Source organism: Sphingobium sp. HDIP04, assembly GCF_000445085.1.
In the GTDB taxonomy this organism is placed as follows: domain Bacteria; phylum Pseudomonadota; class Alphaproteobacteria; order Sphingomonadales; family Sphingomonadaceae; genus Sphingobium; species Sphingobium indicum.
The window spans coordinates 85486-107902 of sequence record NZ_ATDO01000129.1; the positions used below are offsets into that span (position 1 = coordinate 85486).

29 protein-coding genes are annotated in these 22417 nt (G+C 66.9%); 13 read left to right on the forward strand and 16 right to left on the reverse strand.

All coding sequences use genetic code 11. From position 1 onward, the window contains the following. Positions 1-240: 240 nt before the first annotated feature. From L286_RS44610 to ygfZ, 4 genes are all read right to left on the reverse strand, one after another. Positions 241-1101 (reverse strand): sigma-70 family RNA polymerase sigma factor, encoded by an 861-nt coding sequence (locus L286_RS44610; RefSeq protein WP_020818810.1) that lies wholly within the window; start codon positions 1099-1101, stop codon positions 241-243. Then, entirely contained in the window at positions 1101-1556 is a 456-nt protein-coding gene (locus L286_RS44615; protein ID WP_013039895.1) for a carboxymuconolactone decarboxylase family protein, read from the reverse strand. The genes L286_RS44610 and L286_RS44615 overlap by 1 nt, the downstream gene beginning before the upstream one ends. Positions 1557-1839: 283 nt before the next feature. After that, positions 1840-2586, reverse strand: a complete 747-nt coding sequence (locus L286_RS44620; protein ID WP_020818809.1) for a glutaminyl-peptide cyclotransferase — start codon at positions 2584-2586, stop codon at positions 1840-1842. Further along, positions 2583-3320, reverse strand: coding sequence for a CAF17-like 4Fe-4S cluster assembly/insertion protein YgfZ (ygfZ, locus tag L286_RS44625; RefSeq protein ID WP_020818808.1), 738 nt, complete (start codon positions 3318-3320; stop codon positions 2583-2585). Before ygfZ ends, L286_RS44620 begins: the two co-directional genes overlap by 4 nt. A 63-nt stretch (positions 3321-3383) precedes the next feature. On the opposite strand from ygfZ, the gene L286_RS44630 reads away from it, so the two are divergent. Continuing rightward, positions 3384-4709 carry a dihydroorotase gene (locus tag L286_RS44630; RefSeq protein WP_020818807.1) on the forward strand — a complete coding sequence of 442 codons (1326 nt, stop codon included), beginning with the start codon at positions 3384-3386 and terminating at the stop codon, positions 4707-4709. Here L286_RS44630 and rarD read toward each other — a convergent pair. Both rarD and L286_RS44640 read right to left on the reverse strand, forming a co-directional pair. After that, positions 4706-5575, reverse strand: a complete 870-nt coding sequence (rarD, locus tag L286_RS44635; RefSeq protein WP_327195665.1) for an EamA family transporter RarD — start codon at positions 5573-5575, stop codon at positions 4706-4708. The two genes, L286_RS44630 and rarD, sit on opposite strands and share 4 nt — an antisense overlap. A 38-nt stretch (positions 5576-5613) precedes the next feature. Further along, a complete protein-coding gene (locus L286_RS44640; protein WP_007688490.1) occupies positions 5614-5835 on the reverse strand; it encodes a hypothetical protein in 222 nt (73 codons plus the stop codon). Positions 5836-5995: 160 nt separating this feature from the next. On the opposite strand from L286_RS44640, the gene L286_RS44645 reads away from it, so the two are divergent. The 7 genes from L286_RS44645 to L286_RS44675 all read left to right on the forward strand — a co-directional run bounded on the left by L286_RS44645 (position 5996) and on the right by L286_RS44675 (position 11104). Continuing rightward, positions 5996-6688: a hypothetical protein gene (locus L286_RS44645; RefSeq protein ID WP_025160975.1), complete on the forward strand. Its 693-nt coding sequence runs from the start codon at positions 5996-5998 to the stop codon at positions 6686-6688. Between the two features lie 295 nt (positions 6689-6983). Then, positions 6984-7367 (forward strand): fluoride efflux transporter CrcB, encoded by a 384-nt coding sequence (gene crcB, locus L286_RS44650; RefSeq protein WP_020818804.1) that lies wholly within the window; start codon positions 6984-6986, stop codon positions 7365-7367. Then, positions 7364-8674 carry an RluA family pseudouridine synthase gene (locus L286_RS44655; RefSeq protein WP_020818803.1) on the forward strand — a complete coding sequence of 437 codons (1311 nt, stop codon included), beginning with the start codon at positions 7364-7366 and terminating at the stop codon, positions 8672-8674. Before crcB ends, L286_RS44655 begins: the two co-directional genes overlap by 4 nt. Then, a complete protein-coding gene (locus tag L286_RS44660) occupies positions 8671-9345 on the forward strand; it encodes an HAD-IA family hydrolase (protein WP_020818802.1) in 675 nt (224 codons plus the stop codon). Before L286_RS44655 ends, L286_RS44660 begins: the two co-directional genes overlap by 4 nt. After that, a complete protein-coding gene (locus L286_RS44665) occupies positions 9342-9599 on the forward strand; it encodes a hypothetical protein (protein ID WP_013039905.1) in 258 nt (85 codons plus the stop codon). Before L286_RS44660 ends, L286_RS44665 begins: the two co-directional genes overlap by 4 nt. After that, positions 9596-10291, forward strand: coding sequence for an ATP12 family chaperone protein (locus L286_RS44670; protein WP_020818801.1), 696 nt, complete (start codon positions 9596-9598; stop codon positions 10289-10291). The genes L286_RS44665 and L286_RS44670 overlap by 4 nt, the downstream gene beginning before the upstream one ends. 90 nt (positions 10292-10381) lie before the next feature. Then, positions 10382-11104: a hypothetical protein gene (locus L286_RS44675; protein WP_025160976.1), complete on the forward strand. Its 723-nt coding sequence runs from the start codon at positions 10382-10384 to the stop codon at positions 11102-11104. A gap of 385 nt (positions 11105-11489) precedes the next feature. Here L286_RS44675 and L286_RS44680 read toward each other — a convergent pair whose 3' ends face one another. From L286_RS44680 to L286_RS44690, 3 genes are all read right to left on the reverse strand, one after another. Then, positions 11490-12170 (reverse strand): murein L,D-transpeptidase catalytic domain family protein, encoded by a 681-nt coding sequence (locus tag L286_RS44680; RefSeq protein ID WP_025161118.1) that lies wholly within the window; start codon positions 12168-12170, stop codon positions 11490-11492. Between the two features lie 138 nt (positions 12171-12308). Then, positions 12309-12593, reverse strand: coding sequence for a hypothetical protein (locus tag L286_RS44685; protein WP_007688506.1), 285 nt, complete (start codon positions 12591-12593; stop codon positions 12309-12311). Positions 12594-12598: 5 nt separating this feature from the next. Next, complete coding sequence (locus L286_RS44690; RefSeq protein ID WP_021223984.1) at positions 12599-14056, reverse strand: L,D-transpeptidase family protein; 1458 nt, start codon at positions 14054-14056, stop codon at positions 12599-12601. 58 nt (positions 14057-14114) lie between these two features. On the opposite strand from L286_RS44690, the gene L286_RS44695 reads away from it, so the two are divergent. Next, on the forward strand, positions 14115-15020 hold the full coding sequence (locus L286_RS44695) for a histone deacetylase family protein (RefSeq protein ID WP_025161119.1): 906 nt from the start codon (positions 14115-14117) through the stop codon (positions 15018-15020). 37 nt (positions 15021-15057) lie between these two features. Here L286_RS44695 and L286_RS44700 read toward each other — a convergent pair whose 3' ends face one another. From L286_RS44700 to hisB, 7 genes are all read right to left on the reverse strand, one after another. Further along, positions 15058-15633, reverse strand: coding sequence for a hypothetical protein (locus L286_RS44700; protein ID WP_020818795.1), 576 nt, complete (start codon positions 15631-15633; stop codon positions 15058-15060). A gap of 77 nt (positions 15634-15710) precedes the next feature. Further along, the gene (locus L286_RS44705) at positions 15711-16031 is read right to left on the reverse strand and encodes a phosphoribosyl-ATP diphosphatase (RefSeq protein WP_020818794.1); all 321 of its coding nucleotides are present in this window, start codon (positions 16029-16031) and stop codon (positions 15711-15713) included. Positions 16032-16073: 42 nt separating this feature from the next. Further along, positions 16074-16316, reverse strand: coding sequence for a PEP-CTERM sorting domain-containing protein (locus L286_RS44710; RefSeq protein ID WP_020818793.1), 243 nt, complete (start codon positions 16314-16316; stop codon positions 16074-16076). Between the two features lie 161 nt (positions 16317-16477). Beyond that, positions 16478-17242, reverse strand: coding sequence for an imidazole glycerol phosphate synthase subunit HisF (gene hisF / locus L286_RS44715; RefSeq protein ID WP_020818792.1), 765 nt, complete (start codon positions 17240-17242; stop codon positions 16478-16480). A gap of 1 nt (position 17243) precedes the next feature. Beyond that, positions 17244-17981, reverse strand: a complete 738-nt coding sequence (gene hisA / locus L286_RS44720) for a 1-(5-phosphoribosyl)-5-[(5-phosphoribosylamino)methylideneamino]imidazole-4-carboxamide isomerase (RefSeq protein WP_020818791.1) — start codon at positions 17979-17981, stop codon at positions 17244-17246. 91 nt (positions 17982-18072) lie between these two features. After that, the gene (gene hisH / locus L286_RS44725) at positions 18073-18690 is read right to left on the reverse strand and encodes an imidazole glycerol phosphate synthase subunit HisH (protein WP_020818790.1); all 618 of its coding nucleotides are present in this window, start codon (positions 18688-18690) and stop codon (positions 18073-18075) included. Beyond that, positions 18687-19274, reverse strand: a complete 588-nt coding sequence (gene hisB / locus L286_RS44730) for an imidazoleglycerol-phosphate dehydratase HisB (RefSeq protein ID WP_007688525.1) — start codon at positions 19272-19274, stop codon at positions 18687-18689. Before hisB ends, hisH begins: the two co-directional genes overlap by 4 nt. Positions 19275-19372: 98 nt before the next feature. Here hisB and L286_RS44735 point away from each other — a divergent pair, with 98 nt between their 5' ends. The 4 genes from L286_RS44735 to gmk all read left to right on the forward strand — a co-directional run bounded on the left by L286_RS44735 (position 19373) and on the right by gmk (position 22411). Next, entirely contained in the window at positions 19373-19849 is a 477-nt protein-coding gene (locus tag L286_RS44735) for an SspB family protein (RefSeq protein ID WP_007688526.1), read from the forward strand. 67 nt (positions 19850-19916) lie between these two features. Then, positions 19917-21302, forward strand: a complete 1386-nt coding sequence (gene fumC, locus L286_RS44740; RefSeq protein ID WP_020818788.1) for a class II fumarate hydratase — start codon at positions 19917-19919, stop codon at positions 21300-21302. A 49-nt stretch (positions 21303-21351) separates the two neighbouring features. Continuing rightward, complete coding sequence (locus tag L286_RS44745; RefSeq protein WP_020818787.1) at positions 21352-21693, forward strand: hypothetical protein; 342 nt, start codon at positions 21352-21354, stop codon at positions 21691-21693. A gap of 52 nt (positions 21694-21745) precedes the next feature. Next, positions 21746-22411: a guanylate kinase gene (gene gmk, locus L286_RS44750; protein ID WP_007688531.1), complete on the forward strand. Its 666-nt coding sequence runs from the start codon at positions 21746-21748 to the stop codon at positions 22409-22411. Positions 22412-22417 lie beyond the last annotated feature (6 nt).

The window sequence follows — 22417 nt, forward strand, 5'->3', positions numbered from 1 at the left end:
ACTTGCCGGACTGAGTGATTTGGGTGGAGAGCGGACCTATCCTATTCCTCCCCATCGAGAGATGGGGAGGGGGACCGGCCGAAGGCTGGTGGAGGGGAAGATAYGCAGGTCACGCCATTTCCCCTCCACCATGCTTCGCATGGTCCCCCTCCCCACGCTTCGCGCAGGGAGGAATTGATGTCCGCCGTTGGCCATTTCCCGACATTTTCGAATTTGTCCACGCTGCCTGGGGCCGCTTCGTCAATGCAGGTGCCGCAGCTTGTCGGGATTGCGCATCACATAGATGCCGGTGACGCGTCCATCCTCTATGTCGAGCGCCGTGGTCTGGAGTTCGCCGTCCGCCTCGCGGGTGACGAAGCCGGGGAGGCCGTTGATCAGCCCCACGCGCACCAGCGTCGAGCCATATTTGCCGAACAGCACGGCCAGCGCCTTGTGGACCTGCATCACCTGGCCGAAGCCCAGCACGGGGACGATCGCGGCGGGGCGCTTGCCGCCGCCGTCGCTGTGCAGGCTGACATCCTGGGCCAGCATTGCGCCCAGCGCCGTCATGTCCCCGCTGCGCGAGGCGGCGAAGAAGGCGCCGGCGATCTCCAGCCCGCGCTGCCTTTCCACCCGGTATCGGGGCCTGGCTTCCCGCACATGGGCCCGCGCCCGCGCCGCCAGTTGGCGGCAGGCCGCCGGATCGCGCTCGACCGTGGCGGCGATTTCCTCGAATCCGACGCCGAAGACGTCATGCAGCAGGAAAGCCGCCCGTTCCAGCGGCGACAACCGCTCCAGCGCCAGCATCAGCGGCAGGGTGACGTCCTCCTCTTCCTCGCCCTCATCCACCACCGGATCGGGCAGCCAGGGGCCGATATAGGTTTCGCGGTTGCGCCGCGCCGACTTGAGTTGGTCCAGGCACAGCCGCGTCACCGCGCGGCGCAGGAACGCCTCCGGCTCGCGCACCGCTTCCCGGTCGGCGCCCATCCAGCGGATGAAGGCTTCCTGCACCACATCCTCGGCATCCGCGACCGAACCCAGCATGCGATAGGCGACGCGGATGAGGCGGGGACGCAGCGGATCGAAGCTCTCCGCTGCGTCCCCAAGCGTCCCCTGCGCCATCACGCAGCCGCCCTGGCGGGCGTGTCGTGCCAGAGGCCGAAGCCCACCGCGATGCGGTTCCAGCCGTTGATGACGTTGATCATCAGGGTCAGCTTCACCTGCTCCTCCTCCGAAAACTCGGCTGCCAGCGCCTCATGGGCCGCTTCATGGCTGTGCCCTTCGGAGAGCCGCGTCAAGGCCTCCGTCCATTGCAGCGCGGCGCGCTCGCGGGCCGTGTAGCAGGGCGCCTCCCGCCAGGCGGAGAGCAGGTAGATGCGCTGTTCGCTTTCGCCCTGGGCGCGGGCTTCGGCCGTGTGCATGTTGATGCAGTTGGCGCACTGGTTGATCTGCGACGAGCGGATCTTGACCAGTTCGATGAGGCTCGGCTCCAGGCTGGCGTTGATGGCGGTGGAGGTGGCGAACCAACTCTTCATGAGCTGGGGCGCGGCGGCGAAGGGATCGAGCTTGGCGGTCATGTCAGCACCTTTCTTCTGGGGTTGTGCCGACATGACGAGACAGGATGGGCTGGCGTGACATGGATTGCGAAAAAAATGCGATGCGGGGATTGGTGGGGGTGGAGAGCGGCCACCCCTCCTTTCGTCACCCCGGGCTTGACTCGGGGTCCCGCTGCCTTGGACGAGGCGCGGCACAGACAAGAAAGCGGGACCCCGGATCAAGTCCGGGGTGACGGTGGGGCGATGTCCTGATTGGCCAACAGCCGCCGTTGCCGTCCCGCTTCGGGAGCGCCTGCCGCCAAGCTCATTTCCCGACCCTTATCTCGAACAGCCTGGCCCAGTTCTTGCCCGTCACGAACAGGCGGTCGGCCTTTGCGTCATAGGCGATGCCGTTCGCCACGGCCTCGCTATCCCTGGCGCCGCTCGCCTTCAGGAGGGGCGCGATGTCGAGCCAGTCGATGACCGCGCCCGTGCGCGGGTCGATCCGGACGATATGGGTGTCGTACCAGATATTGGCCCAGATCTCGCCCTTCACATATTCCAGCTCGTTGAGCCGCTCCACCGGACGGCCGTTCCATGTCACCGTGATCCGGCGCTCCTCGGTCAGTCCTTCGGGGTCCAGGAACCGCAGTTGCGCGGTGCCGTCGCTCATGATGAGGCTGCGCCCGTCCTGCGTCAGGCCCCAGCCTTCGCCTTCGTAGCGGAACTGGGAAACCGGCGAAAAATCGTCCAGCTTCCAGACGAAGCCCTGCCGATGCCGCCAGGTCAGGCTGATCAGCCGGTCCTTCCAGTTGACGATGCCCTCGCCGAAATAGGGGCGGGGAACGATCCGGCGAGCCAGCACCTTGCCGCTTTTGAGGTCGACCTTTCGGATTTCCGACTCGCCCTCCAGCCCCGTGCTCTCGTACAGGGCGCCGTCGTGGTAGAAGAGTCCCTCCGTAAAGGCGCCGGGATCGTGCGGATAGCTTCGCACCAGCTTCCATCGCGTCTCCGCCTGAGCCGGGACGATCAGCAGCCATGCGCCCAGCAGCGCGAAAAGAGCGCGCCTCATTCGGCGGCCTGATCCATCATCGCTCCGGCAAGCCAGCCGGGCAGGTCGGCGGCGTCGATATCCTCCACGCGCCGCAATTCGATGGACAGGCCAAGGTCAGGCAGCGCCGCCTTCTGGCGCTTCTCATCGGCCTGCGCGAGCGGCACGGCCACCAGGCGCCGGTTCACCTTGTTGCGATAATGCATGCGGGCGGTGTTTTCCTGCCCGACATAGCAGCCCTTGTCGTAATCGACGCCGCCCAGTTCGCCGGCATTGGCTTCCAGCCAGAGAATCTGGTCCTGGCCCAGTTCGCCCACGCCCTCGAATATGCCGAGCGACAGCCGGTGCGCCCGGAATGCCGCCGAAGCGTCGCCCTCGTCCGCCGGCGCGATCCAGCGATGGCCAAGCTGCGGCAGGCGGGGGTCGAACGGCTTGCCGGGCGCCTCCAACGCCCAATGCACCGCCAGGGCATCCTCCCGCGCGATCGCGACCTTGCGCCGCAGCCGGTAGAGCGCCAGCCGCCTGGCCAGCGCGTCCGCCTGCGCGCCCTCGCAATCGATCAGCACATCCCCGCCGTCCGCCCACAGGATGAAGTCGAACAGCGCCTTGCCCTGCGGCGTCAGCAGCGCGGTCCAGCGCGGTTCGCCCTCCTTCAACCCCGGCACGTCGCGGGTGAGCAGGCCTTGCAGGAAGATTTTAGCCTCCTCGCCGGAAATTCTGAGGAGCGCGCGGTCGGTAAGGGTGGTGCCGGTCATCGGCTTTAGGTAGGACAATCGCCCATCATATCCAAGCCCACCCCCCAAGCTGGCGAGACCGACATGACTTTCGACCTCCTCCTCAAGAACGGCACCGTGCACACCCCCGGCGGCGCGGAAAGCGTGGACGTGGGCGTCAGCGGCGGCAGGATCGTCGCCATCGGCACATCTTTGGGCGGCGCGGGCGAAGTGATCGACTGCACGGGTCTGGACGTGCTGCCGGGCTGCATCGACAGCCAGGTCCATTTCCGCGAGCCGGGGCTGGAGCATAAGGAGGATCTGGAATCGGGCAGCCGCGCCGCTGTGCTGGGGGGCGTCACCGCCGTGTTCGAAATGCCGAACACCAACCCCAATACCGACACCGCCGAGCGCGTGCACGACAAGCTGAAGCGCGCCCGCCATCGCATGTGGTGCGACCATGCCTTCTATGTCGGCGCCACCGCCGACAATGCCGAGCAGTTGAAGGAACTGGAACGCATCCCCGGCACGTCGGGGGTCAAGATCTTCATGGGCGCGTCGACCGGCAGCCTGCTGGTCGACGATGACGACGCCCTGTCGCGAGTCCTGGCCAGCGGCACCCGCCGCGTCGCCATCCATGCCGAGGACGAGGCGCGGATGAACGCCCGCAAGGATTATCGGGTGGAGGGCGACCCGTCGTCCCACCCCGTCTGGCGCGACGATGAAAGCGCGATGATCGCCACCAGGCGCATCATCGACCTGGCCCGCAAGGCGCGCCGCCGCATCCACATATTGCATGTGACGACGCCCGCGGAACTGGAATATATCGCCCGGAACAAGGACATCGCGACCTGCGAAGTCACGCCCCAGCATCTGACCCTGGCGGCGGAGGACGCCTATCCGCGCCTGGGCACCTATGCGCAGATGAACCCGCCGATCCGGTCGGGCGCGCATCGCGACGGCCTGTGGCATTGGCTGAACCAGGGGGTGCCGGACGTTCTGGGCAGCGACCATGCGCCCCATACGATAGAGGAGAAGGCGAAGCCCTATCCCGCATCGCCCAGCGGCATGCCGGGCGTCCAGACGCTGGTGCCGCTGCTGCTCAACCATGTGGCGGAAGGGCGCCTGTCGCTGCGCCGGTTCATCGAACTGACCTCTTCGGGGCCGCAGCGCGTCTTCGGCCTGGTGGGGAAGGGGCGCATCGCGCTCGGCTATGACGCGGACTTCACGGTGGTCGACCTCAAGAAGCGCTGGACCGTCGGTCGCGACTGGCTGGCATCGCGCTGCGACTGGTCCCCGTTCGAGGGGATGGAACTGACCGGCAAGGCCGTCGGCACCATCATCCGCGGCCATCGGGTGATGTGGGAAGACGCGCTCGCCAACCAGGCCGTGGGGGAGCCTGTGCGGTTCGAGGCGACCGAGTTCGCTTAGGCCGTCGCCAGGCGATTGCGACGGGCGGCGGTCAGGCTGTCCGCCGCGAACAGGATGAGGCTGAGCCAGATCAGCGCGAAGCTCGTCATCTGCCCCGCGGTCAGCCTTTCGCCGAACAACAGGATGCCGCACAGGAACTGCATCGAGGGCGCCAGATATTGCAGCAGGCCGAGCGTCGCCATCGGCAGCCGATGCGCGGCGGTCGCGAACAGCAGCAGCGGCACTGTCGTCACCGCTCCGGCGGCGATCAGCAGGATGGTGGTCGGCGCGTCCTGGCCGAAGCCGATGCCGCCATGCGCGGACAGCCAGAACAGATAGGCCATGGCCGGCGGCATCAGCAGCAGGGTCTCCACGCCCAGCCCCGCCATCGGCGCCACGGGAGTCAGTTTCCGGATCAACGCGTAGAAGGCGAAGCTCAGCGCCAGCGCCACGCTGATCCAGAGCGTGGTGAGGGCGGTCGCGGCCATGATGGCGACGCCGACCGCCGCGATTCCCACCGCCGCCAGCTGCCCCCGCCGCAGCCTTTCGCGGAGCAGCAGCACGCCCAGTCCCACCGTGACGAGCGGATTGAGGAAATAACCCAGGCTGGCGGCGAGCACATGCCCGGCATTCACCGCCCAGACATAGGTCAGCCAGTTGGCGCCGATCATCACCGCCGACGCGGCAAGGGCCGAAAGCAGCCGCCGGTCGCGCAATATCGGTCCCAGATCGGCCAGGCTCCGCCGCGCCAGCAGCAGCGACAGGATCAGCAGCAGCGACCACAGGATGCGCTGGCTGACGATCTCCACCGCGTTCACATGATGCAGCAGCTTGAAATAGATCGGCAGCAGGCCCCACAGGCCATAAGCCGTCACCGCGGCGATCAGGCCGCGGCGGACCGCCCGTTCCGATGGCGGAAGGGAATTCAGAGGATGCCTCCGCCCAGGAACAGCCGCAGCGCGCCGAACCCCGCAACGATCAGGCAGAAATTGCGCCCGCCGTTCCTGGCCGAGAACATGCCGACAAATGCGCCCAGCAGCGCCATCGGCACCAGCAGCCAGTTGAGCGCACCCAGCAGCGGAAAGACCGCCGGGATCATCAGGATGAGGGTGACGAGGCCGATCAGGGCCGACAGCATGTTGAGCATGATCGCACAAATGGCGCTTCGCCGGGGGAAGGGCAAGATGGACGGCGGGGCCAGTTGGCGCGGATTGGCCCGGCGCGGGAGAAAATTCGCGGATTCACCACAATCCCTAACGAAAAATTAACCTCTGATATTCATCCCTTGTTTACAAAGGAGTGAAGCCATGGCGTCTGTTCGATCTTTCTGTGTTCTGGCGATGATCGTCGCCCTGCCGCTGGCGGGCTGCGGCAAGAAGGCGGATGATCTGAACGCGCTCGACGCCCAGCTCACCAACAATGCGGCGGATGCGCTCGCCAATCAGATCGTGGTCGATCCCCGGCTCGCCGGCCAGTCCCCCAGCGCCAGGCTGCCTGCGCTGAAGGGAGAGGCCGCGACCGCCCTTGCGGCGGCGGTGAAGCTCGCCGGCGGCAGGCTGCTCGCCGCGCCCGCTCCGGCGGAAGGGGAGGCGAAGGAGTCCGAATCGACGCTCGCCGCCGTGGCCGATGAACAGAAGAAGCCGGGCGGCAACGCCTTTTGCCGCGAACAACTGGTGCAAGGCGCGCAGTGGGCCAGCCGCCTGCCCGAACCCTTCACCGTCTATCCCGGTGCGCAACTGACGGAGGCGGCGGGTGCGGAAAAGGACGGATGCACGTTGCGCGCGGCGACGTTCGTGACCCCCGTGCCGTGGCAGAGCGTGATGGATTTCTACTATACCCAGGCGCGCCGCGCGGGTTTCGACGCCGAACACAGGGTGATGGGCGGCGACCATGTGCTGGGCGGCACGCGCAAGGGGGACGGCAGCGCCTTCCTGCTGCTGTTCACCCAGACGCCCGGCGGCAGGACCAGCGTCGACGTGCTGGCGGATAACGGGCGATAAGGGCGAAGGCAAGTCGGGCTCTGGCCAATAGCAGCCACTAAATCCCCCCTGCGCGCAGCGTGGGGAGGGGGACCGCTCGCGAAGCGAGGGGTGGAGGGGAAATGGCGCGACCTGCGCATTTTCCCCTCCACCAGCCTTCGGCCGGTCCCCCTCCCCATCTAACGATGGGGAGGATTAAGAACGTCCGCACTCCACTCATAGCCTCCATGCCTATCCTCCACTTCGTCGGCGCGCCCTTCTCCCAAGGCCAATGACCGCTTTCCAAGCCTTGCAGAAATGCTCTAGGGCGGGCGGCATGACCAATATTCTTCTCGTCATGGCAGGGGGCGCCGTCGGATCGGCCCTGCGATACCTGCTCGGGCGTCTTGCTGCGCAGATGATCCCCGGCGCCTCCTGGCCCTGGGGGACGTTCGGCGCGAATGTCGTCGGCGGTTTCGCCATGGGGCTGCTCGCCGGATGGCTGGCGCGCTTCAACGCGCCGTCGGGCGAGCCGATCCGCCTGCTGCTGGCCGTGGGCCTGCTCGGCGGCTTCACCACCTTCTCCTCCTTCAGCCTGGAGGCCATGCTGATGATGGAGCGCGGACAGACGGGCATGGCGCTCGGCTATGCGGTCCTTTCCGTCGTCGGCGCCGTGGGCGCGCTGGCCGGCGGCCTGGCCGTGATGAGGACCGTCGCATGAAGGGGCGTCCTCCCGGCAAATCTTCCGGCCCGCGCAAGTCCGGCACCGCTCCTGCGGGTCGTGCGCGGGGGGCGGTCAAGGCCGCTCGCGCCCGCAAGCCCGATGCGCCCAAGGCCGGTCCCAGGCCGCCTGCCGCGAAACCTGCCGCAAAACCCGCAGCCGCGAAGCCGGTCAAGCCGTCCCCAGCCAAGGGCGTTTCGCTGGATGTGCGGCAGTTTCGCGTCGGCGCGGACGATGACGGTATCCGGCTCGACCGCTGGTTCCAGCGGCATCTGCCCGATGTCGGCTTCAACACCGTCTCCCGCTGGGCGCGCACCGGCCAGTTGCGCGTCGATGGCGCCCGCGCCGCGCCGGGCGACCGCATCGCGGAGGGCCAGAGCATCCGCGTGCCCCCCGCCGAACCCAAGGCGCCCGAAACCGCGAAGCCCAGGCGCGTCCGCCCGCAACTGACCGACGATCAGATGGCCTTCGCCCAGGGACTCGTCATCCATCGCGACGCGCAGGCCATTGTCATCAACAAGCCGCCTGGCCTCGCCACGCAAGGCGGCACCAAGACGGACGATCATGTCGACGGCCTGCTCGATGCGCTGGAGTTCGACCTGGACCAGCGGCCCAAGCTCGTCCACCGGCTGGACAAGGACACGTCCGGCGCGCTGCTGATCGCTCGCACCGCCCGGTCGGCGGCCTATTTCGCCAAGGCCTTTTCCAGCCGCACGGCGCGCAAGGTCTATTGGGCCATCGTCATGGGCGTGCCCTCCATCGAGGACGGCATGATCGAACTGCCCATCGCCAAGCAGCCCGGCACCGGCGGCGAGAAGATGCATGTGGATGAGGAGGAGGGGCTGCCCTCCCGCTCGCGCTATCGCGTGATCGAGCGGGCGGGCAACCGCGCCGCCTGGGTGGAGCTGCAACCCTATACCGGCCGCACCCACCAGTTGCGCGTCCATATGGCGGCCGTCGGCCATCCCATCGTCGGCGACGGCAAATATGGCGGCAAGGACGCCTTTCTGAGCGGCACGATCAGCCGCAAGATGCACCTTCACGCCCGGCGCATCCGGGTCGATCATCCCGATGGCGGGCGGGTCGACGTGCGGGCCGAACTGCCGGAGCATTTCGCCGCCAGCCTTGTCTCGCTGGGGTTCGACCTGTCCGCCGGCGACCTGCCGCTGGACGAGGAAATCGCCCGCCCGCCCACGCGGGAGGATGAGAAGAAGGCCGCCCGCGCCCATGCCAAGCAGATCCGCAAGGGCCGCAAGGGCGAAAGGCGCGCGCGCGGCTCCGGCGGGGGAGCGCGCAGGAAGTCATGACGAACAGGCTTGCGGTGTTCGATTGCGACGGCACGCTGGTCGACAGCCAGCACAGCATCTGCGCGGCCATGGTCCGCGCGTTCGAGGGCGAGAAGCTGACGGCGCCCGACCGGGCGGCGATCCTGTCGGTCATCGGCCTGTCGCTCCCGCTCGCCATGGCGCGCCTGCTGCCCGATGCGGAGGTCGGTTATCATGACCATCTGTCGGAAAGCTATAAGCTGGCCTTCCAGCAGCTTCGCCGGGAAAATGCGGTGTCGGAACCGCTTTATCCCGGCATCGCCGCGCTGATCCGCGAACTGGATGCCGATGGCTGGCTGCTCGGCGTCGCCACGGGCAAATCGGACCGGGGATTGCGCCTCTGCCTTGCCCATCATGGCATCCATGCCCATTTCGTGACCTTGCAGACCGCCGACCGCCATCCGTCCAAGCCGCATCCCTCCATGCTGTTGGCCGCCATGGCAGAAGCGGGAGCGACGCCCGAAAGCACGGTGATGATCGGCGACACCAGCTTCGACATCGACATGGCGCTGTCCGCCGGCACGCGGGCGCTGGGCGTTGGCTGGGGCTATCACACGCCGCAGGAGCTGATCGGCGCGGGCGCGCACGGCGTCGCCATGGACAGCGAGGAGCTGCGCGGCCATATCCGCGCTTCCCTCATGCGATCCCTATGACCGACATGCCGCCCGTTCCGCCCGTCGACCCCGAAAAGGTCGCCCGCCAGCGCTTCTTCGCGCTCGGGCTGTTCCGCCTGTCGGGCGCGCTGCTGGTGATGTTCGGATTCCTGGTGCTGATGCAGCGTTTCCATTGGGTGCAGGGGAGCAAGGCGAAGGCCATGGGCGCGATCTTCGTCCTCGTCGGCCTGTTCCAGTTCGTCATCGTTCCGCGCCTGCTGCTCGCGCTGTTCAGGAAACCGCCGCAATCATGAAGCGCTTTTATGAGGACGCCGCCGTCGTCGCGGGCGAATCCGGTTTCGAAATCCGCCTGGACGGCCGCCCGGTCCGCACGCCGGCCCGCGCTGCGCTTGCTCTGCCCAATATCCGCCTTGCCGAAGCGATTGCGGAGGAATGGCGCGCCCAGGGCGACATGGTCGATCCGCGCTCCATGCCCTTCACCGGCCTCGCCAACGGGGCCATCGACCAGATCGCGCCGCAGAGCGACAGCTTCGCCGCTGGCATTGCGCGCTATGGGGAAAGCGACCTGCTCTGCTATCGCGCGGAGGGGCCGGCGGAGCTTGTCGCGCGGGAGGCCGCGGCCTGGGATCCGCTGCTGGATTGGGCCATGGCGCGCTATGACGTCGCCTTTCGGGTGACGCAGGGCGTCGTTCCGGTCGACCAGCCCGCCCGGACGCTGGAAAGGCTGGCGGCTGCCGTCGCTGCGTTCGATCCCTTCACGCTCGCAGGGCTGTCGACGCTGGTGACGCTGTCAGGCTCGCTCGTCTGCGGCCTCGCGGTGGTGGAAGGCGGCCATGACGCGGACCTGATCTGGACGGCGGCCGAGATCGACGAAGCCTGGGAAGTCGAACAATGGGGCGAGGACAAGGAGGCCGCCGCCCGGTCGGCGCGGCGCAGGCACGAATTTGCCATGGCCCGAGCCTTTTGCGAGATGACCCGCGCCTGACCGGGTGGGAATGACGCCGCGTCTTCGTTCAATATCAACGAGCGGGCAGCTTCGCGCCCGCTTCCGTTGCATGATCGAGGAGTGTCCATCTTGCCGTCCCGTACCTTTCTCGTCGCCCTGATCGCCCTGTCCGCGCCGCTGGCGGCGCCGGCGCTTGCGCAGGAGGCGGCGCAGGCCGCTCCCGCCGCAGGCCAGATGACGCCGGAGCAGATCGCTGCCTTCAACCAGGCGGTCACGGATTTCACCGCCGGACAGACCGCGCAGCAGGCCGGCGACAATGCCGGCGCCGCCGCGAAATATGAAGCCGCGCTGCCCGCCATCCGCACGGCGGTGCAGGCCGATCCCGCCAAGATCGACAATGTGAATTTCCTCGCCAACGCGCTTTACGCCAATGCGGCGGCTCAGGGCGCGCTGGGCAGGATGGACAAGGTGATCGCGCTCTACACCGAATCCGCGCCCTATTGGCGCAAGCTGGTGGAGGCGAAACCCGCCGACGCCGCCAGCCGCAATATCTTCGCCGGCATATTGATCCAGATGGGCAATCAGAAGCTGGCCGGCAGCGACAAGACCGGCGCTGATCCCCTCTATCAGGAGGCGCTGGCCCTCGCCCGCAAGTCCGTCGCGGAAAGCGCCCAGGACGCGGTGTCCCGGAACATCCTGCTGTCGGCGCTGATCGGGGCCAGCCAGACCGGCAACGACCCGGCCCTGTCCGCCGAAGCGCTGAACATGGGCAAGGCGATGCTGAGCGACGGCACCATCGATGCGATGAACAGGCCCTCCATCGAGGCGATGACGGGCGCCAAATCGGGCTGACGCGGCTTTCCGTTCGTCCAGAGCGGGCTTCGATCTGATTGAATCAGCTCTCCGCTCTGGATCTGTGGTTAATCAGCGATCGGTTCCGTTCGCTTGGAATCGTCCTAGCGCCAAGGTCGCAACTGGCTCCTGCCGTTGCAGGGCCACGCCGAAAGCTCTTGTCCTAGGGTGTGTGGACAAATTCAAGACTTGCCGGACTGAGTGATTTGGGTGGTTAGCCGCCACCCCCTCCTTTCGTCACCCCGGGCTTGACCCGGGGTCCCGCTGCCTTGGACGAGGCGCGGCACTCAGAAAGAAAGCGGGACCCCGGGTCAAGCCCGGGGTGACGGTGGGGCAATGTCCGCAACTGGCCATTTCACGACATTTTCGAATTTGTCCACGCTGCCTAGGCCGTTATGCCCGTGATCTTGTCGGCATAGAGCAGCCGACCCGGCCCCATCAGGCCGATGAATTGCGGCAGCATATGGCGGGCAAGCGCAAAGCAGCCCTCGCTGCGGCCGATCTTGCCCCAGCTCGCGATATGGTTCTCGCTGACATAATCCGCGCCATGCACGACGATGGCGCGCATTTCCGCATTGTTGTTCTGCGGGTCCAGCCCGGCCAGCCGCATCGCCCGGCCATGCTGGCCCTCATAGATTTCGCCGGTCTTGAACGCGCCAGAACTGCTCGCCAGCGAATTGGGCTCATTGGAAAAGCTGTGGAGCCATCCCGAATGCTCCGGGTCGGAACCGCGGCCGTGGGCGACCAGATAGGAACTGGCCTGTCCGCCGATCAGATCGACCACATGGAAGCGCAATTCGCGGGACGGCGCGTTGAAATCGGCCAACGCCACCCGGTCGCGCAGCGTGAACATATGCCCATGCTGGTCCAGCGCGGCCTTGGCCCGTTCCAGCAGTTTCGCATAGGGCTGGGCAGCGAGCGGTCCCGGCGAGGCGGGGCGCGGAGCCGGAGGAACGGCCGGCTGCGGCTGCGTTTCGCCCAGCGGAGCGGCCCGCCCGGCACTGTCGGCAAGAAACGAAAAAGCCAGCCCGCTCAAAGCGAGCTTGGTAAAATTACGACGATCCATGAATCGCAATATAGCAAAGGAGCGGCGACAGTCCAAGGGCGCCGCCGGATCGCCGCCGCCGTCCATCCCCCATGATGGCCGGAAAACCGTCGTCCCGCCTCCTTTCCGGGGCGGGAGACCGCGGCCGATGCCTGGGGCCTATTCGGTGGCGTTCGCGCCTTCGTCGCCGCCAAGGCGCGCGGTCATGCCGGTCGCGGCGGCGTCATCCTCTATCTGCTGCTGTTCGGAAATGCTGGGCGGCGGGGCGGGTTCCGGCGCGGCATTGTTGCTCGGCTCCGGCGCCGGGGCCACGGGTTCTTCCTCGATGACGTTCTCGACAGGCGGTTCGACCAGATTGTTGGTCACGGGCGCCTCTTCCTCCTTCTTGCCGCAGGCGGCGAGGACGAGCGTGCCGGCAAGGGCGAAAAGGGCGAGTTTGCGCATGAAGATCAATCCTTGGATGCGATGGTGGCGGCGGGCGCGGCGGTCGGATCGACGCGGCGGCTGGACGCCTCGATCTTCGCCGCCAGCAGCTTGTCCCAGCCATAGGGATCGGAACGGAAGTTCATCGTGCCGTTATTGCCGGCAAAGGCGGTCCAGTAAAGCAGGTACACCGCCACTTCCTTCGGCAGCGACACGCGCTGGGTCTTGCCGGTGTCGATCAGCGACTGGATCTTGCCCGCAAGGTCGGGATCGCTCGCCACCATCAGTTCCGCCAGCGGCACGGGCTTTTCCAGGCGGATGCAGCCATGGCTCGCCAGTCGGTCATAGCTTGAGAATTTCGCCCGCGACGGGGTGTCGTGCAGGTAGACGGCAAAGGGATTGTTGAAGTCGAACTTCAACCGGCCCAGCGCGCTGTTGGGACCGGCGGGCTGAACGATGCGCTCCCCGGTCTCCGGCGTGCCGACGATCTTGTAGCCCTGACGGATCAGCGCGGCGCGCCCCTTGGGCCATAATTCGCGCTTGGCGATGGAGGCGGGGACGTTCCACGGCGGATTGACCACGATGGAATGGATGCTGGAAACCAGCATCGGCGTCGCATTGTCGGGCGCGCCCGTCACGGCGCGCATCGACGTCACCGGCTCGTCCCCCTCGAACACGGTCAGCACGGCGGCGGCGATGTTCACCTGCACCCGGTTGACCGGCAATTGCCGCGGCATCCAGCGCCAGCGCTCCATATTCGCCATGATCGCGGCGATCCGGTCATCCACCGGCACGTTCAGTTCCCTGAGCGTCCGGGCGTCCAGCAGGCCCGTGGGGTTGAGGCCGTAGCGCCGCTGCGCCCGTTGCAGCACGTCGACCAGCTTTTCGCCGGGCGTGACGCTCCTGTCCTCTATGGCGATGCGCGCCCGCACGACATCGGGGGAGGATTGCGCCGTCAGCGTCGGCCAGCCGCCCGCGTCGCGAATCCGCTCATAATTGGCGAGGCCCTTGCGCAGCCCGTCATAGCCAGCATAGGGCGGCGTCAGGTTGAGCGCCCATTGCGGCAGCCGATCCTCGCTGATCGCCTTGGCCAGGCCCGGCCGGGGATCGAAGGGAGCAGGACGCACCGCCCAGATTTCCAGGAAGTCCGCCGTATCGACCCGCCCGGTGCTGAGCGCCCTGGCCCGGTCCAGCGCGGCGGAGAGCAGGGCGTCGCCCTTCAGGTCGCCGGTCGCCTTGCTGCGCGCCATCAGCCCCTGCTGCGTGCCGCCCTTCAGCCAGTCGTTGAGCCAGCGTTCCTGCGCGGCGGACGGCCGGGGCAGCGGAACCGGGGGAGGCGGCGTCACGATGGACGGCGGCAGGATCACCTGCGGCTGGGGCGCGGGCACGGTCGGCGCGACGGCGGGAGGCTGCGCGACGGACGGCACGGCGGCCGCGCCCAGCAGGCAAAAAACGGAAAAACGGATCAATTCGGGACGGTTCATGCTGGACCAGATAGCGCAAAGCCCGCATCGTTCAAACTCGAAGATAGCGGAAAAGATGATGCTGCACGTCGTTCACCATCCGGCCTATGTCTCTCCGGCAACAGCGGGCAGTTCCTTTCGCTTCGACAAATATGGGCTGGTGATGGAAGCGCTGACCATGGCCGCCGCCCCCTTTACCGTACATGAACCCGCGCCCATGCCGCGCCGCTGGATAGAGGCGGTCCACGACCCCGCCTATGTCGACCAGGTCGCGACGATGACCGTGCCGCGCGACAAGGAACGGCGCATCGGCTTTCCGGTGACGGAGCGGGTAATGCGCCGATCCATGCTGTCGCCCGGCGGCACGTGGCTGGCGGCGCGGCTGGCGATGCGCCATGGCTATGCCGCCAATGCGGCGGGCGGCAGCCACCATGCGCTGGCCGACACCGGCGCGGGTTATTGCGTGTTCAACGACCTGGCCATCGCCGCCAACCGGCTGATCGCGGAAGGGGAGGCGGGGCGGATATTGATCCTGGACCTGGACGTGCATCAGGGGGACGGCACCGCCGTCCTGACCGGCGGGCGCGACGACATCTTCACCCTGTCGATCCATGCGGAAAGCAATTTCCCGGTGCGCAAGGCGCGGTCGACGCTGGACATCGGCCTACCCGACGCGACGGGCGACGACGCCTATATGGATGCCCTCATGAAGGTCGTGCCGCCCGTGCTGGACGATTTCCGGCCCGACCTGATCCTCTATCAGGCGGGGGTCGATCCCCATGGGGACGACCGTCTCGGCCGTCTGTCGCTCAGCGACGAAGGGCTGGATCGCCGCGACCGGTGCGTGATGCGCGCCGCGAGAAGCCGGGGCATTTCGCTCGCCAGCACCATGGGCGGCGGCTATGGCGAAGACCGCATGGCCATCGCCCGGCGGCATGCCGACTGCATGATCCGGCTGGCGGAAGAGGCGGGTGACGGCCGATAGCTGCAAGGGCAGAAAGTCGGCAAACCTCCGTCCAAGCTCAATGCAGCGTCGTCTCCCCCGCCGCCTCGGAACCGCCTGCCTGCCTGCTCTCCATGATTTTGGCGGCGACCAACCCTGCCGCGACCAGTGCCGCGAAATCGCTGAAGGCCAGATAAAGAATATAGCCCCAGGGCGCATGGTTGAACACGGCCTGACCGACATGCAGCCACAACACGGCCGCCAGCGCGAACAGGACCGTCGCCCGCGCACGTCCGCCCAGATCGCCGCTCACGAAGCGCAGCATCAGCGCGATCAGCACGCCGACCGCCAGCGCCAGGATCAGCCCGCCGATCAGCGCGCCCGCATCCGTCACCGGGAAACCGCCGCTATTGTAGAAGACCATCGCCACCGGTCCCTTGCCGTAAAGCACGGTGCCCTCCGCGGTGGAGGGATCGGGAATGATATAGACGCCGGTTCCCGACGGCGTCAGCGCCTGCGCCATGGCGGCCTGCAAGTCGGCGCCCGATCCCGTGCGGTGGAAGGCGAGGGCGCTCAGCGGCGTCCCCCAGAAGATGAAGCCGACCAGATACATCGCCACGCCGCCGATCAGGCCGCCCAACAGGGTCTTGAACATATGCCCTCCTGTCCTCTCGATGGATGGAGAGGCTGACGGACAAACGCCGGAGAGGCAATATCTTTCCGGGAAGACGCTCAATCGCCCTTGCGGGAGGCCTTTTCCGCAATGCCCGACACGCCTTCGCGCCGGTCGAGTTCGTCCAGCACATCGTCCAGCGAGATGTCGAGATCGGCCAGCAGCACCAGCAGGTGGAACAGCAGGTCCGCGCTTTCCCCGATCGCGCCCTGCCGGTCGGATGCCATGGCGGCGATCACCGTCTCCACCGCCTCTTCGCCGACCTTCTGCGCGATCTTGCCGCGGCCCCTGGCGGTCAGCTTGGCCACATAGGATTGGCCGGGATCGGCATCCCGCCGCTGGCGGATGGTCTGCTCAAGGTCGAAAAGGGTCGCGCGCATGGCGCCATCAAGCGCCGCGCGCGCGACCCGTCAAATGAAAACTTACTTCCGCTTGCGGCGCGCGGCGAAAACGCGCGCGCCCAGAACCGCCGCGCCCAGGCCGAACAGGGCCATCTGCTCCGGTTCGGGGACCGGCGTGGGCGCGCCGCCGGAGCTGGAGCCGCCGCCCGACGAACTGGACGAGCCGCCGCACTTCTTGCCCCAGCACCAGGTCGCCTCCGCCGGTGCCGCCGCGCCCATCAAGGCGGCCACGCCAGCGGCCAGAAACAGCTTGTTCACATTCATTTCCCTCACCCCTTTGTTGGTTGGAACGGATATGGGAAGATGTGCAGGGGCCGTGCCAAATGGGCGTAGGAACGGGGTGGCCGGGACGAATATGGTTAACGTCTCGCGGCGATTTCCGGTTAATGTAAAGGCAACCGACGTTTCGGAGGGGGAAACGGTTTTCAGGCTGCCCTGACGGGGACTCCGGCGGCGGCCAGCGCCTGATGCGCCTCAGCAATAGTATGTTGACCGAAATGAAATATGGAGGCCGCCAGCACCGCGCTCGCATGGCCCATGGTCACGCCCTCCACCAGATGATCCAGCGTGCCGACGCCGCCGCTGGCGATCACTGGGACCGACACCGCGTCGGCGATGGCGCGGGTGAGGGCCAGGTCATAGCCCGCCTTGGTCCCGTCGCCGTCCATGGAGGTGACGAGCAGTTCGCCCGCGCCCAGTTCCGCCAGCCTGACGGCATGGTCCAGCGCGTCGATGCCGGTGGGTTTGCGCCCGCCATGGGTGAAGATTTCCCAGCGGCCTTCCGCCACCCGCCGGGCATCGACGGAGCCGACGACGCACTGGCTTCCGAAGCGGTCTGCGATGTCGGCGACGACTTCGGGCCGGGCGACGGCGGCGCTGTTCACCGCGACCTTGTCGGCGCCTGCCAGCAGCAGGGCGCGGGCGTCCTCCGGACTGCGCACGCCGCCGCCGACCGTCACCGGCATGAAGCATACCTCCGCCGTGCGCCGCACCACGTCCAATATGATGCCCCGCGCCTCATGGGTGGCGGTGATGTCGAGGAAGCAGAGCTCGTCCGCGCCCGCCGCATCATAGACCTTGGCCTGCTCGACGGGATCGCCCGCGTCGCGCAGGTCGATGAAGTTCACGCCCTTGACCACCCGGCCATTGGCGACGTCGAGGCAGGGGATGACGCGGGTGCGGACGGTCATGTCACGCCGCCGCCTGCGCCACGGCCAGCGCGGTCTTCAGGTCCAGCCGCCCGTCATAGAGCGCCCGGCCGGTGATCACGCCCTCGATGCCTTCATCGGCATGCAGGCTGAGGATGCGGATGTCCGCGATGCCCGCGACGCCGCCGCTGGCGATCACGGGAATGTTCGTGGCCCGCGCCAGATCGACGGTCGCGTCGATATTGCAGCCCTTGAGCAGGCCGTCGCGGCCCACGTCGGTGAAGAGCAGGCTGGCCACCCCCGCATCCTCGAACCGCCGGGCAAGGTCGACCACCGGCATGTCGGACTTCTCCGCCCAGCCATCGGTCGCCACGAAGCCGTCCCGCGCATCCACCGCCACGACGATGCCGCCGGGGAAGTCCCGCGCCGCCGCCTTGACGAAATCCGGGTCTTTGAGCGCCGCCGTGCCGATCACGATGCGCGATACGCCCAGGTCGAACCAGCGCTCCACCGCCTCCCGGTTGCGGATGCCGCCGCCCAGTTGCACATGGCCGGGGAAGGCTTCGACAATGGCTTCGACCGCTTCGGCGTTGACGGCGCGACCGGCGAAGCTGCCGTCCAGATCGACCACATGCAGATGCTCCGCGCCCGCTTCCGCGAACAATATCGCCTGCGCGGCGGGATTGTCGCCATAGACGGTGGCGCGGTTCATGTCGCCCTCCGCCAGGCGGACGACCTGGCCGCCCTTGAGGTCGATGGCGGGAAAAACGATGAGGCTCATTTCAACATCCGTTCGGTTCGAGCGAAGTCGAGAACTTGTTGCACGCCCCGAGTCTCGACTTCGCTCGACACGAACGGGGGGAAAGGCAGTCTCATGGACGCCATTCCAGAAAGCGGGACAGGAAGGAAAGGCCGTAATTCTGGCTCTTTTCCGGGTGAAACTGGCAGCCGATGATCGTGTCGCGCGCGACCGCGGCGACCAGCGGCCCGCCATGATCGGTCACAGCGGCGACATCGGCCTGGTCGGCCGCGTCGAAATGATAGCTGTGCAGGAAATAAGCCTCGCCCGCTTCCAGCAGCGGCGGCGCGCCGCGCAGGGTCACGTCGTTCCAGCCCATATGCGGCACCTTGATCGCCGGGTCTTGCGGCTCGATCAGGCGCACGGTGCCGCCGATCCAGCCCAGCCCCTCATGCCGCCCGAACTCCTCCCCGGCGTCGGCCAGCAACTGCATGCCCACGCACACGCCCAGGAAGGGCGCGCCGCGTTGGTGCACCGCTTCGTTCATCGCCTCCACCATGCCGGGGATGGCGACTAGCGCGTCGCGGCAGGCGCGGAAGGCGCCCACGCCGGGCAGCACGATCCGGTCGGCCCTCGCCACGACATCGGCGTCGGCGGTGATGACGGCGTCCGTCGCCCCCGCCTTGCGCAGGGCGTTATGCACCGAATGAAGGTTGCCCGCGCCGTAATCGATCAGGGCAAGCGTCGTCACAATATCCCCTTGGTCGACGGAATGGCGTCGGCCTTGCGCGGATCGATCTCCACCGCCTGCCGCAAGGCGCGGGCAAGGCCCTTAAAGCAGCTTTCGACGATATGATGATTGTTGCTGCCGTAGAGATTTTCGATGTGCAGCGTGATCCCGGCGGCCTGGGCGAAGCTGTGGAAGAAATGCTCCACCATCTCCGCGTCCCATTCGCCGATGCGCTGCACGGTGAAGTCCGCCTTGAACACCAGCCAGGGACGCCCTGAAATGTCCAGCGACACGCGGGTCAGCGTCTCGTCCATCGGGGAATAGACGCTGCCGTAGCGGGATATGCCGCGCTTGTCGCCCAGCGCCTTGGCCACCGCCTCGCCGATGGCGATGGCGGTGTCCTCTGTCGTGTGATGCTGGTCGACATGCAGGTCGCCGACCGTTTTCACATCCATGTCGATCAGCGAATGGCGGGACAGTTGTTCGATCATATGATCGAAAAAACCGATGCCCGTCGAAACGGTATAGATGCCGGTGCCGTCGAGATTGACGGTCACGTCGATCTGCGTTTCCGCAGTGTTGCGGTGAATGTCGGCCGTGCGCATGGCTGCGCCCTATACCGAAGTGGGCGGCGGTTGCAATGTGCCCGGCAATCTATGGCGCGCACTTGACCCGCGCCGCCGCGCCGTTAGGACATTGGCGCATGAGCGAAGACCTGCCCGACAGCCTGATTCCCTATGACGAAATCGTGCAGGAGGCCCTGCGCGCCGTGGTTGGCCGCGTCTTGGGCGAAATCGAGCGTTCCGGCGGGCTTCCCGGCGCGCATCATTTCTACATCACCTTCAAGACCCAGGCCGCCGGAGTCGATATTCCGCGCCATCTGGTCGAACGCTTTCCGGACGAGATGACCATCGTGCTCCAGAATAAATTCTGGGATCTGAAGGTCAGCGACGACGCCTTCGGGGTCAGCCTGACCTTCAACCAGGTGGCGGCGCATCTGCATATTCCCTTCGCCGCGATCACCGCCTTCGTCGATCCGGCGGTCAATTTCGCCCTCCAGTTCCAGGCGCAGGCCGACATCGCGCCCGAACCGCATGAAGAGGCGGAGAATGACGCGCCGCAGGTCATGACCGAGGATGGCTCCAATGTCGTGACCGTGGATTTCGGCAAGAAGAAATAAGCTCTGGTATCGGGGACCGGGCGTCCCCAGATTGGCGGCACTCCGGCCATTTCAGGGAGTGCCCGACTTGAGCGAGACCCGCACCGAAACAGACAGCATCGGCGCCATCCAAGTGCCCGCCGCGGCCTATTGGGGCGCGCAGACGCAGCGCAGCATCGAAAATTTCCCCTTCGGTCCCGATGAGCGCATGCCGATCGGCATCGTCCATGCGCTGGCCATCGTGAAGCAGGCGGCGGCGCGGGTGAATCGCGGCCAAGGACTCGATTCGGGCCTGGCCGACGCCATAGAGGCGGCGGCGGCCGAAGTGATCGCGGGCCGCCATGACGACCAGTTCCCGCTCGTCATCTGGCAGACGGGCAGCGGCACCCAGTCCAACATGAACATCAATGAGGTGATTGCGGGCATCGCCAATGAGGCGCTGACCGGCAAGCGCGGCGGGAAAAGCCCGGTCCATCCCAACGACCATGTGAATATGGGGCAATCGTCCAACGACAGCTTCCCTACGGCGCTGCATATCGCGGCGGCGCGGGCGGCGACCGGGCATTTGTTCCCCGCGCTCGACCGGCTGCACGCCGCGCTGGACGCCAAGGCGAAGGCGTGGGCGGGCATCGTCAAGATCGGCCGCACCCATTTGCAGGATGCGACGCCGCTGACGCTGGGGCAGGAATTTTCCGGCTATGCGCATCAGCTTTACCGCAGCCGCAAGCGGATCGAGCCAGCGACCATGCACGGCATGACGGCGCTGGCGCAGGGCGGCACGGCGGTCGGAACCGGCCTCAACGCGCCCGCAGGTTTCGACGCGGCGGTGGCGAAGGAGATCGCGACGCTGACCGGCCTGCCGTTCCGCACGGCGGACAACAAGTTCGAGGCGCTGGCGTCCAACGATCCGCTGGTGCACCTGTCCTCCACGCTGGCGACCCTGGCGGTGGCGCTGACCAAGATCGCCAACGACATCCGCCTGCTGGGCAGCGGGCCGCGTTCGGGCCTTGGCGAACTGGACCTGCCCGCCAATGAGCCGGGCAGTTCGATCATGCCCGGCAAGGTCAACCCCACCCAGTGCGAGATGCTGACGATGGTCGCCGCGCAGGTGATCGGCAATCATCAGGCGGTGACGGTGGGCGGGTTGCAGGGGCATCTGGAACTCAATGTGTTCAAGCCGATGATCGGCGCGGCGGTGCTGCGGTCCATCCATCTGCTCAGCGTCGGCATGGACAGTTTCGCCGAACGCTGCGTCGAGGGGCTGGAGGCGAATGAGAAGCGGATCGCCGAACTGGTCGACCGCTCGCTGATGCTGGTGACGGCGCTGGCCCCGGAAATCGGCTATGACAATGCCGCGAAGATCGCCAAGCACGCCCATGCCGAAGGGCTAACGCTGAAGGAGGCGGGGCTGGCATTGGGGCTGGTGGACGAGGCGACGTTCGACCGGCTGGTGCGGCCGGAAAATATGGTCTGATCCAGATCAACATGGCGGAACCGGGCAGGCTGCGATACATTGACGCCTTATGAGCAAGAAATCGCCCGATAAACCGCTGATCGCCGTTCGCCCGCCCCGCAAGGACGGGTTGCTCAGGAAGGCGGCGCGTGTCGGGGCGACGGTCGTCGCGGCGCGGGTCGCGGCGGACACGGGCAAGAAGGGCGTTATCGGCCTGATCGCGGGCATGGGCGCAAAGCGGCTCATCATGCGCCATCCGGTCGGCGCGCTGTTCGTGACGGGCGCCTACATGGCCGGCAAGGTCTATGAGGCGAAGCGCGAGGCGGACCGCAAGCGCACCACCAAGGCGCTGCCCGACGGCAGCGCGCCGCCGATCCTGATCGATGAGGCGCGCAAGGCCCGCAAGCGTTGACGGCGCGATAGTCCCCCCTTGCCAAATCGCGTCCATGGCGGCACTAGCGGCCATGGCCGACAGCATTCCCATCGAGACGCCCGATTTCAAGCGCCGCGGCGTCCTGTTCGTTCTTTCCTCGCCTTCGGGCGCCGGCAAATCCACCATTGCGCGCAAATTGCTCGCCGCCGAACCGGATCTGGCGATGTCGGTGTCCGCGACGACGCGGCCGATGCGGCCGGGCGAGGTCGACGGCAAGGATTATCATTTCGTCGATCTGGAGGAATTCCGGCGAATGATCGCCGATCATGAATTCCTGGAATGGGCGCATGTCTTCGGCCAGCGTTATGGCACGCCGCGCGCGCCGGTGGAGGCGATGCTGAAATCGGGGCGGGACGTGCTGTTCGACATCGACTGGCAGGGGGCGCAGCAGTTGCACCAGATTGCGGGCGGCGATGTCGTGCGCATCTTCATCCTGCCGCCGTCGATGGAGGAACTGGAGCGGCGGCTGCGGGGCCGGGCGACGGACAGCAATGAGGTGATCGAGGGCCGCATGGCCCGCGCCGCCGGAGAGATCGCGCATTGGGACGGCTATGACTATGTGCTGTGCAATGTCGATGCGGAGGATTGCTTCCAGCGGGTCCAGACCATCCTGCATGCCGAACGCATGAAGCGCAGCCGCCAGACCGGGCTGATCGGCTTCATCCGCAGGCTCAGCCGCTATCATCAGGAGGATTGAGGGTCT